At 46.9% G+C, this 15,858-nt stretch carries 15 protein-coding genes; 13 read left to right on the plus strand and 2 right to left on the minus strand.

Going from position 1 to position 15,858, the window contains the following annotated elements; genetic code table 11:
* The first annotated feature begins 20 nt into the window (after positions 1-20).
* From flhA to ACOSVP_RS01480, 13 genes are all read left to right on the plus strand, one after another.
* The gene (gene flhA / locus ACOSVP_RS01420) at positions 21-2,150 is read left to right on the plus strand and encodes a flagellar biosynthesis protein FlhA (RefSeq protein ID WP_487345732.1); all 2,130 of its coding nucleotides are present in this window, start codon (positions 21-23) and stop codon (positions 2,148-2,150) included.
* 98 nt (positions 2,151-2,248) lie between these two features.
* Positions 2,249-3,604 (plus strand): flagellar biosynthesis GTPase FlhF, encoded by a 1,356-nt coding sequence (gene flhF / locus ACOSVP_RS01425; RefSeq protein ID WP_487345733.1) that lies wholly within the window; start codon positions 2,249-2,251, stop codon positions 3,602-3,604.
* Between the two features lie 122 nt (positions 3,605-3,726).
* Complete coding sequence (locus ACOSVP_RS01430; protein ID WP_487345734.1) at positions 3,727-4,446, plus strand: RNA polymerase sigma factor FliA; 720 nt, start codon at positions 3,727-3,729, stop codon at positions 4,444-4,446.
* Positions 4,447-4,503: 57 nt separating this feature from the next.
* Positions 4,504-4,884: a chemotaxis response regulator CheY gene (locus tag ACOSVP_RS01435; RefSeq protein WP_425324508.1), complete on the plus strand. Its 381-nt coding sequence runs from the start codon at positions 4,504-4,506 to the stop codon at positions 4,882-4,884.
* A 9-nt stretch (positions 4,885-4,893) separates the two neighbouring features.
* Positions 4,894-5,688, plus strand: coding sequence for a protein phosphatase CheZ (locus ACOSVP_RS01440; protein ID WP_487345735.1), 795 nt, complete (start codon positions 4,894-4,896; stop codon positions 5,686-5,688).
* Positions 5,689-5,703: 15 nt separating this feature from the next.
* On the plus strand, positions 5,704-7,977 hold the full coding sequence (locus ACOSVP_RS01445) for a chemotaxis protein CheA (protein WP_487345736.1): 2,274 nt from the start codon (positions 5,704-5,706) through the stop codon (positions 7,975-7,977).
* 21 nt (positions 7,978-7,998) lie between these two features.
* Positions 7,999-9,069 carry a protein-glutamate methylesterase/protein-glutamine glutaminase gene (locus ACOSVP_RS01450; RefSeq protein ID WP_487345737.1) on the plus strand — a complete coding sequence of 357 codons (1,071 nt, stop codon included), beginning with the start codon at positions 7,999-8,001 and terminating at the stop codon, positions 9,067-9,069.
* Positions 9,069-9,806, plus strand: coding sequence for a flagellar motor protein (locus ACOSVP_RS01455; protein ID WP_487345738.1), 738 nt, complete (start codon positions 9,069-9,071; stop codon positions 9,804-9,806). Before ACOSVP_RS01450 ends, ACOSVP_RS01455 begins: the two co-directional genes overlap by 1 nt.
* A complete protein-coding gene (locus ACOSVP_RS01460) occupies positions 9,799-10,605 on the plus strand; it encodes a flagellar motor protein MotB (RefSeq protein ID WP_487345739.1) in 807 nt (268 codons plus the stop codon). Before ACOSVP_RS01455 ends, ACOSVP_RS01460 begins: the two co-directional genes overlap by 8 nt.
* A 68-nt stretch (positions 10,606-10,673) precedes the next feature.
* Positions 10,674-11,447 carry a ParA family protein gene (locus ACOSVP_RS01465; RefSeq protein WP_487345740.1) on the plus strand — a complete coding sequence of 258 codons (774 nt, stop codon included), beginning with the start codon at positions 10,674-10,676 and terminating at the stop codon, positions 11,445-11,447.
* Between the two features lie 2 nt (positions 11,448-11,449).
* Positions 11,450-12,685, plus strand: a complete 1,236-nt coding sequence (locus ACOSVP_RS01470) for a chemotaxis protein CheW (RefSeq protein WP_487345741.1) — start codon at positions 11,450-11,452, stop codon at positions 12,683-12,685.
* A 16-nt stretch (positions 12,686-12,701) separates the two neighbouring features.
* Positions 12,702-13,196, plus strand: coding sequence for a chemotaxis protein CheW (locus tag ACOSVP_RS01475; protein ID WP_487345742.1), 495 nt, complete (start codon positions 12,702-12,704; stop codon positions 13,194-13,196).
* 27 nt (positions 13,197-13,223) lie between these two features.
* Positions 13,224-13,634, plus strand: a complete 411-nt coding sequence (locus ACOSVP_RS01480) for a DUF2802 domain-containing protein (protein WP_487345743.1) — start codon at positions 13,224-13,226, stop codon at positions 13,632-13,634.
* A gap of 8 nt (positions 13,635-13,642) precedes the next feature.
* Here the strand turns inward: ACOSVP_RS01480 and ACOSVP_RS01485 are convergent, their stop codons facing one another.
* Both ACOSVP_RS01485 and fliK read right to left on the minus strand, forming a co-directional pair.
* Positions 13,643-13,921 carry an EscU/YscU/HrcU family type III secretion system export apparatus switch protein gene (locus ACOSVP_RS01485; protein WP_487345744.1) on the minus strand — a complete coding sequence of 93 codons (279 nt, stop codon included), beginning with the start codon at positions 13,919-13,921 and terminating at the stop codon, positions 13,643-13,645.
* On the minus strand, positions 13,922-15,760 hold the full coding sequence (gene fliK / locus ACOSVP_RS01490; RefSeq protein ID WP_487345745.1) for a flagellar hook-length control protein FliK: 1,839 nt from the start codon (positions 15,758-15,760) through the stop codon (positions 13,922-13,924).
* Positions 15,761-15,858: the final 98 nt, after the last annotated feature.

Genomic DNA, 15,858 nt, shown 5'->3' on the forward strand with positions numbered 1-15,858 from the left:
GTTTATGTACCGAGGTATAAGTGGAGTTTGATCGTCAGCGCATAACTGGACAGATGAAGGGTATCCTAAGTGGTAATATAGGGGTGCCATTTATTCTATTAGCGTTGCTGGCTATGATGGTCTTGCCGCTGCCAGCCTTCCTCTTAGATGTCTTATTTACCTTCAATATTGCATTGGCCATCGTGGTTTTATTGGTGGCAGTGTATTCCATGCGCCCATTAGATTTCGCCGTATTCCCGACCATACTGCTGGTGTCCACCTTGATGCGCTTGGCGCTGAACGTGGCCTCGACTCGTGTTGTACTGCTGAATGGTCATGAAGGGGGGGATGCCGCGGGTAAGGTTATCCAAGCCTTTGGTGAGGTGGTGATCGGTGGTGACTATGTGGTGGGTTTTGTTGTGTTCGCCATCTTGATGATCATCAACTTTGCCGTAGTGACCAAGGGTGCAGGGCGTATTTCCGAAGTAAGTGCGCGTTTTACCTTGGATGCTATGCCGGGTAAACAGATGGCGATCGATGCAGATTTGAACGCTGGCATGATTGATGCTGACCAAGCGAAGCAGCGCCGTGATGAGGTTTCTGCTGAAGCGGAATTCTACGGCTCCATGGACGGTGCCTCGAAATTCGTAAAGGGCGATGCTGTCGCGGGTATGATGATCTTGGGTATCAACATTGTTGGTGGTCTGTTGATTGGGACTATGCAGCATGGCTTGTCGTTTGTTGAGGCGATCCAAGTCTACTCATTGCTGACCATTGGTGATGGTCTAGTGGCGCAAATTCCCTCGCTAATGTTGTCGACCGCAGCGGCGATCATGGTGACCCGAGTGAATGAATCGGGGGACATGGGCCAGCAAATTTATGGTCAAATGTTTGGTTCAAGCAAAGCTTTATATGTTGCTGCCGCCATTCTAACGATCATGGGTATTGTGCCGGGGATGCCGCACTTTTCATTCCTCTCACTGGCTGCCTTGGTGGCGGCTGGTGCTTACTACAGTGAGTATCGAAAAAAACAGAAAGCAACGGTTCGCTCTGCTGCTAAAGGTGCAACGCAAGGAGACGGTTCTAGTACGGCACAGCCGCCTGCTGAGAGTAAAGACCTCAGCTGGGAAGATGTGGCGCCAGTCGATATGCTTGGTTTAGAAGTGGGTTATCGTCTTATTCCTTTAGTAGATAAAAGCCAAGGCGGGGAGCTGTTGGCGCGTATTAAAGGGGTGCGTCGCAAGCTGTCACAAGAGTTAGGCTTTCTGGTGCCCAGTGTGCATATACGCGATAACCTAGATTTAATGCCCAATGCTTACCGCATTACCCTAATGGGAGTGAGCCTCGCCGAAGCAGAAGTGCATCCTGATAAAGAGCTAGCGATCGATCCTGGGCAGGTGTTTGGTACTATTGATGGTATTCCAGGTAAAGATCCCTCCTTCGGTTTGGATGCGGTTTGGATTGATGTGAAAAAGCGCGACCAAGCACAAACCTATGGTTATACCGTGGTGGATGTCAGTACTGTGGTGGCCACACATATTAACCAAGTGATGCAGAAGCATGCTTATGAGCTGATTGGGCATGATGAAGTGCAGCAGTTGTTAGGATTACTTAAACAGCACAATCCTAAGCTGGCGGAAGAGCTAGTGCCCAATACCGTACCATTAAGTGTCTTGCTCAAGGTGTTGCAGAACCTATTGCAAGAGAGCGTTCCCCTGCGCGATATGCGTACCATTGCTGAGGCGATCATGGGGGTTCAGCCTAAGTCACAGGATCCTATGATTTTAACGGCTGCAGTGCGTACTTCATTGGCGCGTATGATTATGCAGTCCTTGGCAGAAGGGGTAGAGGAAGTGCCTGTGATGACTCTGGATCCTCAGCTTGAGAAAATGCTCATGCAAACGGTGCAGCAGAGTCAGCAGTCTGGTATTAAAAATGAAGAAGCTCTTATCTTAGAGCCGCAAATGGCGGAACAGTTACAGCGTTCATTCCGTGAGCATGCTGAGCAACAGGAAGCGATGGGTAATGCACCAATTCTCATTGTATCTGCTCCGATTCGACCCATGTTAGCGCGTTTTATGCGTTACGGCGGGGTTGGTATGTCTGTGCTTTCTTACCAAGAAGTACCGGATAATAAACGTGTCACCGTGGTGGCTGTAATTGGTGGGTGAAATAAGGAAAAGCATTGATTTTCGAGCTATATTTATCAAAACCTTTCGGGTAAGCTATGGATTTGTATGCATAAATAGACTTAAAGGACTGGTATTCAATGCAGTATAGGCGGTTTCGAGCTCCCGATATGCAAAAGGCGATACGTAAGATACGTGACGCTGTGGGGCCTGATGCTGTCATAATGTCCAATAAGCGCCTTCCTACTGGGGAAGTCGAAATTCTCATTGCCATTGATTACGATGGCTCTATATCGCCCACGTCTGCAGGATCAAGTCATCAGAATCCTGCGCAAAAAAGTGCTCCAGCTGCCGCTAGCAATGCTCGAGTCGCTCAACCAAGTGCTTCCTATCAAGAACGCATTCAACAAGCGCGTAACTTAAGTGGTAATGCCGCTTCGCCCAAATCTAAACCAAAAGGGGAAGCGTACGAGGTATTTGAAGAAGCCCCTGTTGCTCCGCCAAATCGTTACGTTGAGTCTGAACCTGCCATTCAAGAAGATCTCTCTATCAGACCTCATGTTCAGGTACGGCCGTCTCCAGATGAAGAGAAGCTTCGAGCGATGGAGAAAGAGCTTGAGCAGGTGCGACGACTGCTCGAACAAAGCCAAGAAGATAAACACCAAGCCGCGGCTCAAGCGAATGCCGTAAAACGTCAGACATTAGATCAACGACTCCATGAGCAACTAAAAACGCTAGGTTTATCGGATCGCGTGATTGATAAAATCGTTTCAGATCTTTCTTTAACAGGACGAGAGGAAGATTGGAAAAAAGCTTTGTCACATTTAGCTGATAGTATCCCCATCCGTTCTTCTAGCGAAGCCTTCAGTGGCTGCATCGCATTTATGGGGCCAACAGGCGTTGGTAAAACGACAACGATTGGTAAAATTGCCGCACAGTATGTGTTGAAATATGGCTCACAAAGTGTTGTTTTGATTACCACGGATACCTACCGTATCGCCGCGCATGAGCAACTTAGAACCTTTGGTCGCATTCTCAATGTACCAGTCGAAGTGGTCAATGAGTACACTGACCTGAATGAAGTGTTAGATAAGTATTCGGACTATTCGCTGATTTTGGTGGATACGGCTGGGATGAATCCTCGCGACCGCAACCTTGAGCGTCAGCTTGCTATGATGAAGCGTGCACGGGGTTACCTCAAGAAACTGTTGGTTTTACCTTGCACCAGCCAACGACAAGTTTTAAAAACAGTGGTGGATGTTTATTCTCAAATTCAGCTTGATGGCTGCGTTTTAAGTAAGCTAGATGAGTCTGCCTCGTTAGGTGAAGCTATCAGTGTGGTGATAGAAGAAGGTCTGCCTGTTATGTATGTGGCAGACGGCCAGAGAATTCCCGATGATATAGAACCTGCTAGGGCCCACAACCTGATTAGCCGAGCGGTTTATACTGCTGAACAGTTCGGTCAATTATATGGAGCTCTTAAGTACGGAAGTTAGTTTCGTAAAATTACGTTATTTGGCAGAGAAATTCTGAGGACTGTATAGTACATTGATAGCAAATGTACTTCAGATAACAGTTTTACAGTTTTAGCGTATAACAACGCAAAGATGGATGTAGCATGTATACAAAGAAGGCGACGTTATCGATAGATGCGATGGTACAGAAATATGATTTTCTGGTTAAAAAAATCGCCTATCATTTGCTGGCTCGATTGCCAAGCAGTGTGGATATCGATGACCTAATACAAGCAGGGATGATGGGCCTTATTGAAGCCTACAAACGCTTCGAATCGACTAAAGGTGCCTCATTCGAGACCTATGCTGGTATTCGTATTCGTGGCGCCATGATGGACGAAGTGCGTAAGAGTGATTGGGCGCCTCGCTCAGTTCGACGTAATAGCCGAGCGGTAAGTAGTGCCATTCGAGAAGTAGAATCCATCAGTGGTCGTGAGGCAACGGATATTGAAGTTGCTGCCCATATGGGTATTAGTATTGACGAATATCATGAAATCCTGCATTCCTCTATGTCTACTCAGTTGTTTAGCTATGAAGAAATGTTGGATAGTGAGACGGGTAGCCATGAATTGGATATAAAGGTTGAGGGCGAAAGCAGTCAGCCTGATCAGTTAGTGGCTGAAGCGGGCTTCCAATCCCAACTAGCACAAGAGATCGACCGTTTACCAGAACGTGAAAAGCTGGTGTTGTCTTTGTATTACAATGACGAATTGAATTTAAAAGAAATTGGTGCCGTTTTGGGCGTCAGTGAATCACGAGTTAGCCAAATACATAGTCAAGCTGCGATGCGTTTGCGTTCAAGGCTGAGTGGCTGGCAAGATTAATGAATATGATAGAAATGACTTTACCTAAGGGTTGTGGAGGTTGCATTGGATAAAAATATGAAAATCCTGATTGTTGATGATTTCTCAACGATGAGACGTATCATCAAAAATCTACTGAGGGATTTGGGATTTACCAATACAGTCGAGGCAGATGATGGAACGACTGCGCTACCTATTCTGCAAACAGGCACAATTGATTTTCTTGTGACGGACTGGAACATGCCTGGTATGACAGGTATTGAGTTGCTTCGAGCTGTTCGAGCTGACGAAAAACTGAAAACTATTCCTGTTTTAATGGTTACTGCTGAAGCCAAACGTGATCAGATCATTGCTGCGGCTCAAGCGGGCGTGAACGGTTATGTTGTGAAACCTTTTACTGCAGTGGCCTTGAAGGAAAAAATCGAAAAGATTTTCGAACGTATCGATTCCGCAAAATAGGGGCTGGAAATGTCTAGTGAAAACGAGTCAAAACTTGGGGAATTCGAGACCGTCGTAAAAGATGGTGCGGTTGATTTGCTCAATAAAATTGAAGTCGGTGACTTTAGTGGAGCAATCAAGGTTATCCAAGAATTAAGCGAGGCTCGCCATAAAAGTTTTTATAACGAAGTTGGTTGTTTAACTCGTAGCTTGCATGATGCCATTCGAGATTTTCAAATCGACTCGGTAGACATGATGGTGAAAAGCGGCGTTTCTGATGCCGAAGCCGGCTCTCGAATCACAGATGCTTCAGATCGCTTGAATTATGTTATTGAGATGACCAGCTCTGCTGCTAACAAAACCATGGATATGGTGGATAGTAGTGTGCCGGTTGCCAGTGAGTTGCAAAATCAAGCTCGAGAACTTCATAAAGATTGGAATCGTCTGATTCAGCGTGATTTAACACCACAAGAATTTCGCGATTTGTACAAACGAATTGATGCGTTTTTGAAGTACACGGATGAAAGCGCGACAACCTTGCATAACAATTTAAATACTATTTTGTTAGAGCAAGGCTATCAAGACCTAACTGGACAAGTGATTACACGTGTTAACGAGCTAATACGCGATGTAGAAGAGCGTTTAGTGCACCTTGTTTCTGTTGCCGGTCGAGTTGATAGCATCTCTGGTATCGAGCATGAGTCAGAGAACAAGGAACGTGATGACGATCGAGGCCATGGGCCAGCGATTAATAAGAATGATAACCCTGAAGTACTAAATAACCAGGACGAAGTTGACGATCTACTTTCGAGTCTTGGTTTTTAAAAGGAGCTGCTGCGGATGAGTTTCGAGGTCGATGAAGAAATTCTACAGGATTTTTTGGTAGAAGCTGGAGAAATCCTGGAACAGCTCTCAGAGCAATTGGTGGATTTGGAGCAAAACCCGGAAGATACGGCGTTATTAAATGCGATTTTCCGAGGTTTCCATACGGTTAAGGGTGGTGCTGGATTTCTTCAGCTGACCGCATTGGTAGACTGTTGTCACTATGCGGAGAACGTCTTCGATATCCTCCGTAACCATCAGCGTAAAGTTGACTCTGAGTTGATGGATGTTGTGTTACAGGCGCTTGATGCTGTCAATGAGATGTTTGAAACCGTTCGCGCTGGCGGAGAGCCTGAGCCTGCAGATCCTCAAATTATCGAATCGTTAAGTTACTTTGCTAAGCCTCAAACTGAAGATGAGCTGCAGGACGACTCTGATGAAGAGGAAGACGAAGCGGCTGAAGACGTTGTTGAGGAAGTGGCCGAAGAGTCAGTAGAGTCAGCTCCAGAGCATGAAGATATTTCCGACGACGAATTTGAGTCATTACTCAGTGCATTAGGTTCATCTGATGATGTTCCTGAGAGCAGTGCTACGAGTAGTAATAGCGAACCTGAATCTGACGATATTACAGAAGACGAATTCGATGCTTTGCTTGATCAACTGCATGGCAATAGTGCACCAGGAATGGATGCGCCTGCAGAATCGCCAGCGGCCGCTGAATCAGATGATATTACCGAAGATGAATTCGAAGCCTTATTAGACCAGCTTCATGGTAGTGGTGCACCGGGCGTATCGGATGATGTTGCAAGCAATGATTCAGCTAAAAATGAATCGTTACAAAATGATGCGCCAGCTTCTTCTGAATCCGACCTGATTACGGAAGATGAGTTTGAGCAGCTACTAGACAGCTTACATGGCAAAGGTCAGGGGCCAAACGCTAAAGAAGAATCGGTAGCGAAAGACCAAGCTAAACCTGAAGCCGCCGCGGCAAAACCTGAACCAGAGAAGAAAGCCGAAAAACCAAAAGCTAAAGCAGCACCTAAGAAACCTGCGCCGCCTGCACCTAAACCGAAAGCAGAAGTGCCGGAGCAAGACAAAGAGAAATCTCAGCATGCGCCAGTGGTGCAAGAAACCACTGTGCGTGTTGATACCAAACGTCTAGATGACATCATGAACATGGTGGGCGAGCTAGTATTGGTGCGTAACCGATTGGTTCGTTTAGGTTTGCAAAGCGACGATGAGTCCATGAGCAAAGCCGTTGCTAACCTTGACGTGGTAACAGGTGATTTGCAAAACGCGGTAATGAAAACGCGTATGCAACCTATTAAAAAGGTATTCGGTCGTTTCCCGCGAGTGGTTCGAGATCTGGCCCGTAACCTGAAAAAAGAAGTGAATTTAGAGCTTCGTGGTGAAGAAACGGACCTAGACAAAAACTTGGTTGAAGCCCTTGCCGATCCATTGGTCCACTTGGTGCGTAACTCGGTTGACCATGGTGTAGAAGCTCCGGATGTCCGTGAAGCGAAAGGTAAGCCGCGCGTTGGTACGGTGATCCTGTCGGCTGAGCAAGAAGGTGACCATATCTTGCTATCCATCGATGATGATGGTGCTGGTATGGATGCTGACTTGCTGCGTAGAAAGGCCGTAGAAAAAGGCTTAATGGACAGTGATAGTGCTGAACGCCTGTCCGATGATGAAGCCTTTAATCTGATTTTTGCGCCGGGCTTCTCAACAAAAGCTGAGATCACAGATGTATCAGGTCGTGGTGTAGGGATGGACGTTGTTAAAACGAAGATCTCACAACTGAACGGTACCCTGGATATCAAGTCAGTATTAGGCCAAGGCTCGCGCTTTAGTATTAAGGTGCCTTTGACACTAGCGATCATGCCAACCTTGATGGTGATGTTAAACAATCAAGCGTTTGCTTTCCCGCTAGTCAGTGTCAATGAAATCTTTCATTTGAATCTTAAGAAGACCAACATTGTTGATGGTCAGCAAGTGGTCGTGATTCGTGGCAAAACTCTGCCAATCTTCCATTTGAAAGACTGGTTGATTAAAGGCGCTGCCTACGAAGACAAACCTGCGGAAGCGCACGTTGTCGTGGTGCAAGTTGGAATGAATGAAGTTGGCTTCGTGGTAGACCAATTGGTTGGCCAAGAAGAAGTAGTGATTAAGCCGCTTGGAAAAATGTTGCAAGGTACGCCGGGTATGGCGGGTGCAACCATTACCGGTGATGGTCGAATTGCCATCATCTTGGATGTGCCGAGTATGCTGAAATCCTATGCTTCGCGATAGACAAGTTATAGGAGCTGTATTATGCCAGTGAAGGTGCTGGTGGTTGATGACTCGGGTTTTTTCCGTCGTCGACTCGTCGAAATATTCAGTGCAGACCCACGCCTACAAGTGGTGGGGACTGCGAACAATGGCAGGGAAGCCGTTGATAAGGTTCAAGCTCTATCTCCTGATGTCGTAACCATGGACTATGAGATGCCTGTTCTTGACGGTATCTCTGCTGTGTCCGAAATTATGAAGCGTAAGCCTACTCCTGTGTTGATGTTTTCATCATTAACACATGAAGGTGCACGGGTGACGCTTGATGCTTTGGAAGCGGGCGCTGTCGACTTTATGCCGAAGAATTTCGAGGATATTTCTCGTGATTCAGCGGTGGTCAAGCAGACCTTGATTGAACGTGTGCTGACGGTAGCTCGTACCCGTGTGGGAGGCAGTTTAGCGCCTGCCGCTCGAGTGGTTACCAAAGTGGCGCCGAGACCAATCGTCGTCAGTGGCGATCGTGGTGTCATCATTCCACGAGCGCGTAAAAAAGTCAGCTTGGTTGCGATCGGTACTTCGACCGGTGGACCAATGGCGTTACAGGCGGTATTGACTAAGCTACCTAAAGACTTTCCTGTGCCATTAGTGCTAGTGCAGCACATGCCAGCTGCGTTCACTCATGCTTTTGCCGATCGTTTAAACAATATCTGTCAAATCAAAGTGAAAGAAGCTGAAGATGGCGATAAATTGGTGCCGGGCGTAGCTTTATTAGCACCGGGTGGCAAACAGATGATGGTGGATTCTCGTAATGGTGGCTGTGTGCGCATTCTCGAAGGAGATGAGCGTCTCAATTACAAGCCATCTGTCGACATTACTTTTGGTTCTGCTTCCAAATGTTACCCAGGCAAAGTGTTGTCTGTTGTGATGACGGGAATGGGCGCAGATGGCCGCGATGGCGCACGTATGTTGAAAAACTCAGGCTCTCGAGTTTGGATTCAAAGTGAAGAATCCTGTGTTATCTATGGTATGCCGCAAGCGGTTGAGAAAGCCGGTTTAGCCGATGATGTGATTCATTTGGATCATATCGGTGAGCGTATTGTAAAAGAGGTTGGTTAGTGGACTTATTAACGCTAGGTGGGTTAATCGTAGCCTTTGCTTCGGTATTCCTAGCGAACTGGCTAGGAGGCGGTGAGGTCGTTTTATTACTTAACCTGCCTTCTGCCATTATTGTTGTGGTAGGCAGTCTCGGTGCCGCCTTAGCACAAAGTACCGTTCACGAAGCGGTTGCTGCGCTGCGCATGTTGTCCTGGTCTTTATTTCCACCTATTTTCGATCTAGAAAGTAACCGACGTACTATTAATCATTTGGCACATAAGGCAAGGCGCTTTTCGATTTTGGCGTTAGAGAATGATGTGCAGGCGTTGAATAATGATTTTGCCATGCGTGCCATGCAGATGGCCGTTGATGGTGCAGACCCCGAGCTGCTTTCGGAGCGTTTGCATGACGAAGCTGAGCGTATTCGCGACCAGCGTGGCGCACATATCAGCTTTCTAGAATCAATCGGTGGTTATGCGCCAACCCTTGGCATTATGGGATCGGTGTTAGGTTTGATTCAAGCGATGGCGAACTTAGACAGTCCCGAAGCCTTGGGCCATGGTATTGCGGTGGCGTTTGTTTCCACCTTGTATGGTCAAGGTTTTGCCAACCTGGTTATTTTTCCGATCTGTCGTAAGCTGTATCGCTACGCAGACCGTGAATTACTTAATAATCAGATGTTCATTGATGGCATTCATGGCATTGCCATTGGTAAGCATCCGCAGCGTTTAGACTTGGAGTTGAGTGGCTATGAGTAGCCCGCGCCGACGCCGTTCACGTAACCGAGATGCTGATGCCCCTCACCGTGACCGCTGGATATTGTCTTACGCTGATTTTATTACCTTATTGTTTGCCTTCTTTGTGGCCCTGTATTCCATTTCGTTAAGGGATGCAGGGGATCAAAAGGTGCTCAGTGAAACACTCAATGGCGTATTTGAAGCCGTACAAAAGTCGATTAAGCCCATCAATGTTGGTGATCCGGTAGCGGGGCAGCCTGATAGTGAGCGTTTGCTAGAGGTGGCTCCGCCAGAAGATTCCGAGGCCGATAATCCGCCAGGGGAAGTAGAAGGGCGCAGTCCATTATATGAAGCCTTGAACCAGTCGATTAATTCGCAATTTCCTACGCTTCAATCTCAAGGGAATATTTCGATCACCGAAGATGCCAATTGGATCACGCTCGATATGAAGGCGGCCTTGGTTTTCGATCAAGGTGATTTTGAGTTGACCAATGAGGCGGTCGCTTTGATGATTGTCATTTCTAATATTTTACGCAGCTATCCCGCTCCTATTATGGTGTTGGGTAACACGGATGATACCCCGACAAATTCCACTCGTATCCCTTCGAACTGGCACCTTTCCAGTTTGCGTGCGGCCTCGGTAGTGGATGAATTAGTATACCGTGGTATTGATCCTAAGTTATTGGCGCCTATAGGCTTTTCCAGTGAAAACCCGCAGGTTAGAAATACCAATGACTTTGCTCGAGCACAAAATCGCCGAGTAACACTTAAAATTAGCAAGCAGAGATCGGATAACTTGCACGATTACTTGTTTAACTAGCAAGTTAATGTATATGATTGTGGTGCAATAATTACGTAAATTTCTTGCATAGCATCTAAGGGGTCGGTGTGCACATTTGGGCGGTGGCAAATCAAAAGGGTGGCGTAGGGAAAACCACGACCGTTGTTAGTTTATCCGGATTGTTAGCGGATGCTGGCCATCGTGTGTTAATGATCGATTTGGATCCACATGGCTCACTAACTAGCTATTTTCGCTTTGACCCAGATTCCATCGAGCACAGTGCTTACGACTTATTTCAAGTAAGCGGTAAAATCCCTGAGACATTGCCGCGTTCAGTGATTCTTGAAACGGGGCATCCTAATCTTTCACTCATACCAGCCTCGACTGCTTTAGCAACCCTAGAGCGAAATGCTCAAGCTCAAGGTGGCATGGGATTGGTCATTTCCAAAACCTTAGCAATTCTTTGGGATGATTACGATTATGTGTTAATTGATAGTCCGCCAGTGTTAGGTGTGTTAATGATTAATGCCTTGGCCGCTTGTCAGCAGCTGGTGATTCCTGTGCAGACCGAGTTCTTAGCGATCAAAGGATTAGAACGCATGATTCGTACTTTGACCATGATCAACCGCGCTCGAAAAAGACCTGTTCCTTATACCATTGTCCCGACACTATACGATCGTCGCACCCAAGCATCGAATAAAAGCCTGCGCAGCTTAAAGGACCTTTATGAAGATGCGGTGTGGCACTCGGTAATCCCTGTTGATACCAAATTACGTGATGCCAGTACGGCTGGGGTTGCGCCTTCAGCATTAGACGCAAGTGCTCGGGGTGTTAAAGCCTACGCCAGTTTGATGGATACTTTGCTTAATCCATCTGGTTAGAAATGATGAAAGATACCAAAACGAAAGACCAATCGCTTAACGGCCCACAGCAAGCACTGCAAAACTATCTGAATGAACTGCTGCAAGAGACAGCTTTTAACTCAACTGAAAAAGTAGATGAGGTCAGCGCCCCAGAAGAGCTTGAGCCCTCGTACGAGCCAGAGCCTAGTGTGACAGAATCACTGTCGGTTGTTGAGGCCACTGAGCTGGCGCACGAGCCAGAAGAGTTAAGTGAAATAGATGAGCCAAGTGCTGATGCTGATTCGTTGAATGAGTCTGAATTTGAGATGGCTTTTGAAGCGCATATCGATGTGTCTGACTCAGGAGCAAGTACCGCAATAGATGACTTGGATTATTCAGCTTTAGATGCTTCTTTTGCAGAATTTGAAACGGCTATTCAGACCTTGCAAGAAGAATACCCTGCGTCACTGCCACAGGCAGAAACGATTCCAACTTGGAATATTGACACGGATCTATCCTCAGTCGCTGATGAGCCTGAGGCAGACATTACAGAATCGCAAGATGACACTGACAGTCTAGAGCATCAGACCTTAGCCTCTGATGAAGAAGAGGCTGACTTTGACTTAGAAAAAGCTTTTGCCGAAGTCGCGGCGCAAGAAGCCGCGATGCAGACCGTTGACGAGGTTGAAGAAACTGCGTTAATTGAACAACCAGAGCCAGAGCCAGAGCCAACAGAGTTAGACACTGTTGAGGTTGAACAAGAATACGTTCCTGAACCGTCAAAATACGTGGCCAAAACGGAGCCATTACCTTGGGCTAAAAGTCGTTTCGAGTGTCTGCTGTTTTACGTTGGTGGCTTGAAAATGGCGGTGCCGTTAGTGGAGCTGGGCGGTATTTATCAGTCTAACGATGAGAAGCTAACAGAGATCTTTGGTCAGCCTAAATGGTTTATGGGGGTGGCCAATGTCGGTGATCATAATATTCGTACCGTTGACACGGCTCGATGGGTAATGCCAAATCACTACGATGGCGAGTTAAAGGATCACTTTAAATTTGTCATTCAGTTGGATCGTTCGGATTGGGGGTTGGCTTGTGAAAAAGTGGCAGAGGCCATTTCTCTCGAACCATCGCAAGTAAAATGGCGCTCAGACCGTAGTCGTCGTCCTTGGTTGGCAGGTACGGTAATTGATCATATGTGCGCTATATTAGATGTTCAGGGGTTCATTGAATTACTCGAAGACCCAGTGAACGGTTTTCGAAAACATTTAAAAGATTAAGCTTGTAGAGGTCGTTATGTCGACGAGTATCGCTTTAAAAAAAGAAGTCAAAGAAAACGATGATCCAATGCTGCAGTGGGTAACTTTCCGCCTTGATCAAGAGATCTATGGTGTGAACGTTATGCAGGTCAAAGAAGTTTTGCGTTATTCTGAGATTGCGCCAGTGCCAGGCGCGCCAGCGTTCGTGCTAGGTATCATCCATTTGCGTGGTACCGTAGTGACGGTCATTGATACTTGCCAGCGCTTTGGTCTAATTTCCGGCGAAATCACCGACGCCACACGTATTATGATCGTGGAAGTGGAAGGTCATGTGATTGGTATTTTGGTCGATGCCGTATCAGAAGTGGTGTACTTACGCCAGTCTGAGATTGAAGCTTCGCCAAGTGTAGGTAACGATGAATCGTCTAAATTCATTCAAGGTGTCTGTCATAAAAATGATACTTTGTTGATTCTGGTAGATTTAGATAAAATGCTTTCTGAAGATGAGTGGAGCGAAATCGGTTCCATGTAAACTAGATCCAGTTTTGGAAGGCGATTGATGGAATCTCAGTGGATTTTTAACTTATTGCTAGTGCTGCAGTTTATCTTGTTGCTGGCATTGGCAGTGTGGGCGTATCGTCTTTCGCGCAAGCTAAAGAAGTTTGAACGCTCGGTACATGAGGCCGAGCTAGCACAGAAGAAACAAGTGCAGGTGTTGGCCTCTGGTTCGATTGGTATGGGGCGCCGTCTGGTAGCAATTGAGAAACGCTTAAATATGGCGGTCGAACGCCAATCGGAGCTGATCTCAAAAGAAGGCAGCAGTGTGTCTTATAATCGCGCCATGGAGCTACTGGAAATGGGCGCGTCGGTGGATGATCTAGTGTCTAAGTGTGGTTTGATTCGTGCGGAAGCGGAATTGATCAGCTTGCTAAAAAAAGAGTCCCGTCGTAATTCCAACCAATCACACTGATTGGTTGGCTATCCTTTCTTATAAAAATCCGATGTGCCTTTGAGCGAATGTGAGAAGGCAATGATTTCCGCGACCGCCAAATACAAGGTTTCAGGTATTTCATCCCCTAACTCAAGCGTCGATAGTACTTCCACCAACTCTGGGCTTTTGTGAAGTAAGACGTTATTTTCTTCTGCCACACGCATGATTTGTTCCGCCAAATAACCGGTGCCTTTTGCGGTCACGGTGGGAGCACTTTGAAAATCGTATTTTAGCGCCACTGCTTTTTTCGGGTTGGGTTGACTCATTTAGGTTCTCACATCAATTAGGCGTGGTTGGGTCGGTTCATGATACTGATTAGGCTTGTCGTTCAGTTTGGCACGAAAACAATCGAGTGTTTCTATTTCAACTTGTTTGTTTCTTAAGCTAGTGCGCAGCTCATCCAGTCGCTGGCGAATCATCAGTTCGGTGTTGGGGTCTTCGACGGCGAACAAAATGCCCACTTTTTTATCTTGTACACTGGCGCGTGCTTCGAAGCGTCCTGTTTCTTCAAAGTCGAATTTAAGCTGCACCAACCAACGTCGATTGTGGGGCTCAATATCCTTGTCTTTATCCGCTGTATCTTTATCAATCTTTAGGTTCACCACAGAAGTGCTTTGGCCGTCTTTAATAGGGATCTCGATGCTCAACGGTAGGATAGAGCCGTCCTGTTGTGCGTTTTCAATCAGATGACGGACTTGGTTGGTGGTAATACGTTCGATAGCACCAGCAACTAAGTTCATTGCTTGTTGTGAATTTGCAGCCTGAACACCTGTTAAACTAGCCTGCTTTGAGGTTTCTAGGTTGGCACCTTCTAGACGAGAAAGATTGAGCTTTAAATCAGTCGTCAAATTGGTTTTCTGTGCCAAGTTGTTTTCGCTAAACAAACCAGAGTTTTGGATGGCTTGTTTTATGGCATCACTGGATTGCGTCAAACTCTGCAAGTTGGGCAGTTGTTTGACCAATTGCTCAAGGGCGCTGGCAACTTTCTCAGGGAGTGCGCTACCACTTTGTGCCAAGGTATTCAGTTGGCGAATCATGGTCACAAATTCTTGTGGTGAGATCTGCTTAGGTAAGGTCTGCTTAAGGCCCTCAGTCAAAGTGGTTGCCGTGGGCGAATGGCGTTCAGCAGGGTAGAGCTGTACTTGTCCCTGTTTGTCGACCACCACCGTGAGAGTGTCTCCGACCTTTAATGGATGTTGTGTATTGAGGGTGAATTGCTCGTTGCCATCACTGACCACTACGCTAAAGGTTTGTGTCGCTAGGCTATTGGTTGTTGCAGACGTCGCGATTTGAGTTGGTTGCGTAACGCTGCTTTGAATAGCAGTAGCTTGGCTAGGTGTAGCACGACGGGTTGTTGCTTCGGCATTTGGATTAAGTGAAGCGGTTGTGCCAGTTTGGCTGCTTAGCACTGGATTCTGGGCAGTAGACGAGGGTGCGGGACTAGCTGGCTGAGGATTCGTTTGTCCCTGTGTGGCTGTGCTATTGGCTGTTTGAGTACTGTTCATATTGCTGCCAATGACCGTCAATACAATAGGGCGGCTGGCAATCGCGACTTGAGCAATGGTCTGGGCTTGTTGGCTACTTATAGGTGCCTGGTGTTGTGACAGCGATGAATTTTGCGTGATATTGGTCAAGCTATTGTTACTCAGCAGGGAACTTGAGGGCGACCCAATACTCGAACTGGGCTGTGTACTATTTGCTGGCTGAGTAGTCCCTGAAGCGGCAGTATTTGCAGTCTGGCTAGAGGGTGTCTGTGGCACGCTAGCATGGGTGTTTTGAATTGGGCGTTGTGGTGTGACGGTTAGGGTCACCTGATTACCGGTCACATTTAGGGTGCCCTTATCACCTGCTTGTAAGTTTGGGCTTGGTTTATCGTTGACTAGAGTGTATTGCTGCTGGTCACTTCGGGTAACACCGATCAGTTGCAGGTTGCCCGTTGCGGTTTGTGCATTCTTAACCGAGGTGATTTGGATAGGGTGTAAGCCATCGATCAGTTTTAATTCGCTGCTGAGTTTTGCAAGGGCACCTAGGTTGGCCGTTGACGAGGTCAGCGGAGCCGAGGTTTTTCCTTGCCCAGAAACAAGCGAATTTATGTCCGTGATCATGCTTTCACCACCCTTTCTTTCTGAAAAGCTAGAAATATATTTTATAATAGGCGCCAATTTAGAGACGTGCTCTAACTCTGTTAACGGCCAATACAGGT

This window comes from Marinomonas sp. HM11-D (assembly GCF_057626615.1).

Excerpts from the sequence above, each read along its gene's own strand:
- ACOSVP_RS01485 (WP_487345744.1), bottom strand. The coding sequence starts at position 13,921 with ATGAGTCAACCCAACCCGAAAAAAGCAGTGGCGCTAAAATACGATTTT.
- ACOSVP_RS01435 (WP_425324508.1), top strand. The coding sequence starts at position 4,504 with ATGAAAATCCTGATTGTTGATGATTTCTCAACGATGAGACGTATCATC.
- ACOSVP_RS01450 (WP_487345737.1), top strand. The coding sequence starts at position 7,999 with ATGCCAGTGAAGGTGCTGGTGGTTGATGACTCGGGTTTTTTCCGTCGT.
- ACOSVP_RS01475 (WP_487345742.1), top strand. The coding sequence starts at position 12,702 with ATGTCGACGAGTATCGCTTTAAAAAAAGAAGTCAAAGAAAACGATGAT.
- ACOSVP_RS01480 (WP_487345743.1), top strand. The coding sequence starts at position 13,224 with ATGGAATCTCAGTGGATTTTTAACTTATTGCTAGTGCTGCAGTTTATC.
- ACOSVP_RS01445 (WP_487345736.1), top strand. The coding sequence starts at position 5,704 with ATGAGTTTCGAGGTCGATGAAGAAATTCTACAGGATTTTTTGGTAGAA.
- ACOSVP_RS01470 (WP_487345741.1), top strand. The coding sequence starts at position 11,450 with ATGATGAAAGATACCAAAACGAAAGACCAATCGCTTAACGGCCCACAG.
- fliK (WP_487345745.1), bottom strand. The coding sequence starts at position 15,760 with ATGATCACGGACATAAATTCGCTTGTTTCTGGGCAAGGAAAAACCTCG.
- ACOSVP_RS01460 (WP_487345739.1), top strand. The coding sequence starts at position 9,799 with ATGAGTAGCCCGCGCCGACGCCGTTCACGTAACCGAGATGCTGATGCC.
- ACOSVP_RS01440 (WP_487345735.1), top strand. The coding sequence starts at position 4,894 with ATGTCTAGTGAAAACGAGTCAAAACTTGGGGAATTCGAGACCGTCGTA.
- ACOSVP_RS01430 (WP_487345734.1), top strand. The coding sequence starts at position 3,727 with ATGTATACAAAGAAGGCGACGTTATCGATAGATGCGATGGTACAGAAA.
- flhF (WP_487345733.1), top strand. The coding sequence starts at position 2,249 with ATGCAGTATAGGCGGTTTCGAGCTCCCGATATGCAAAAGGCGATACGT.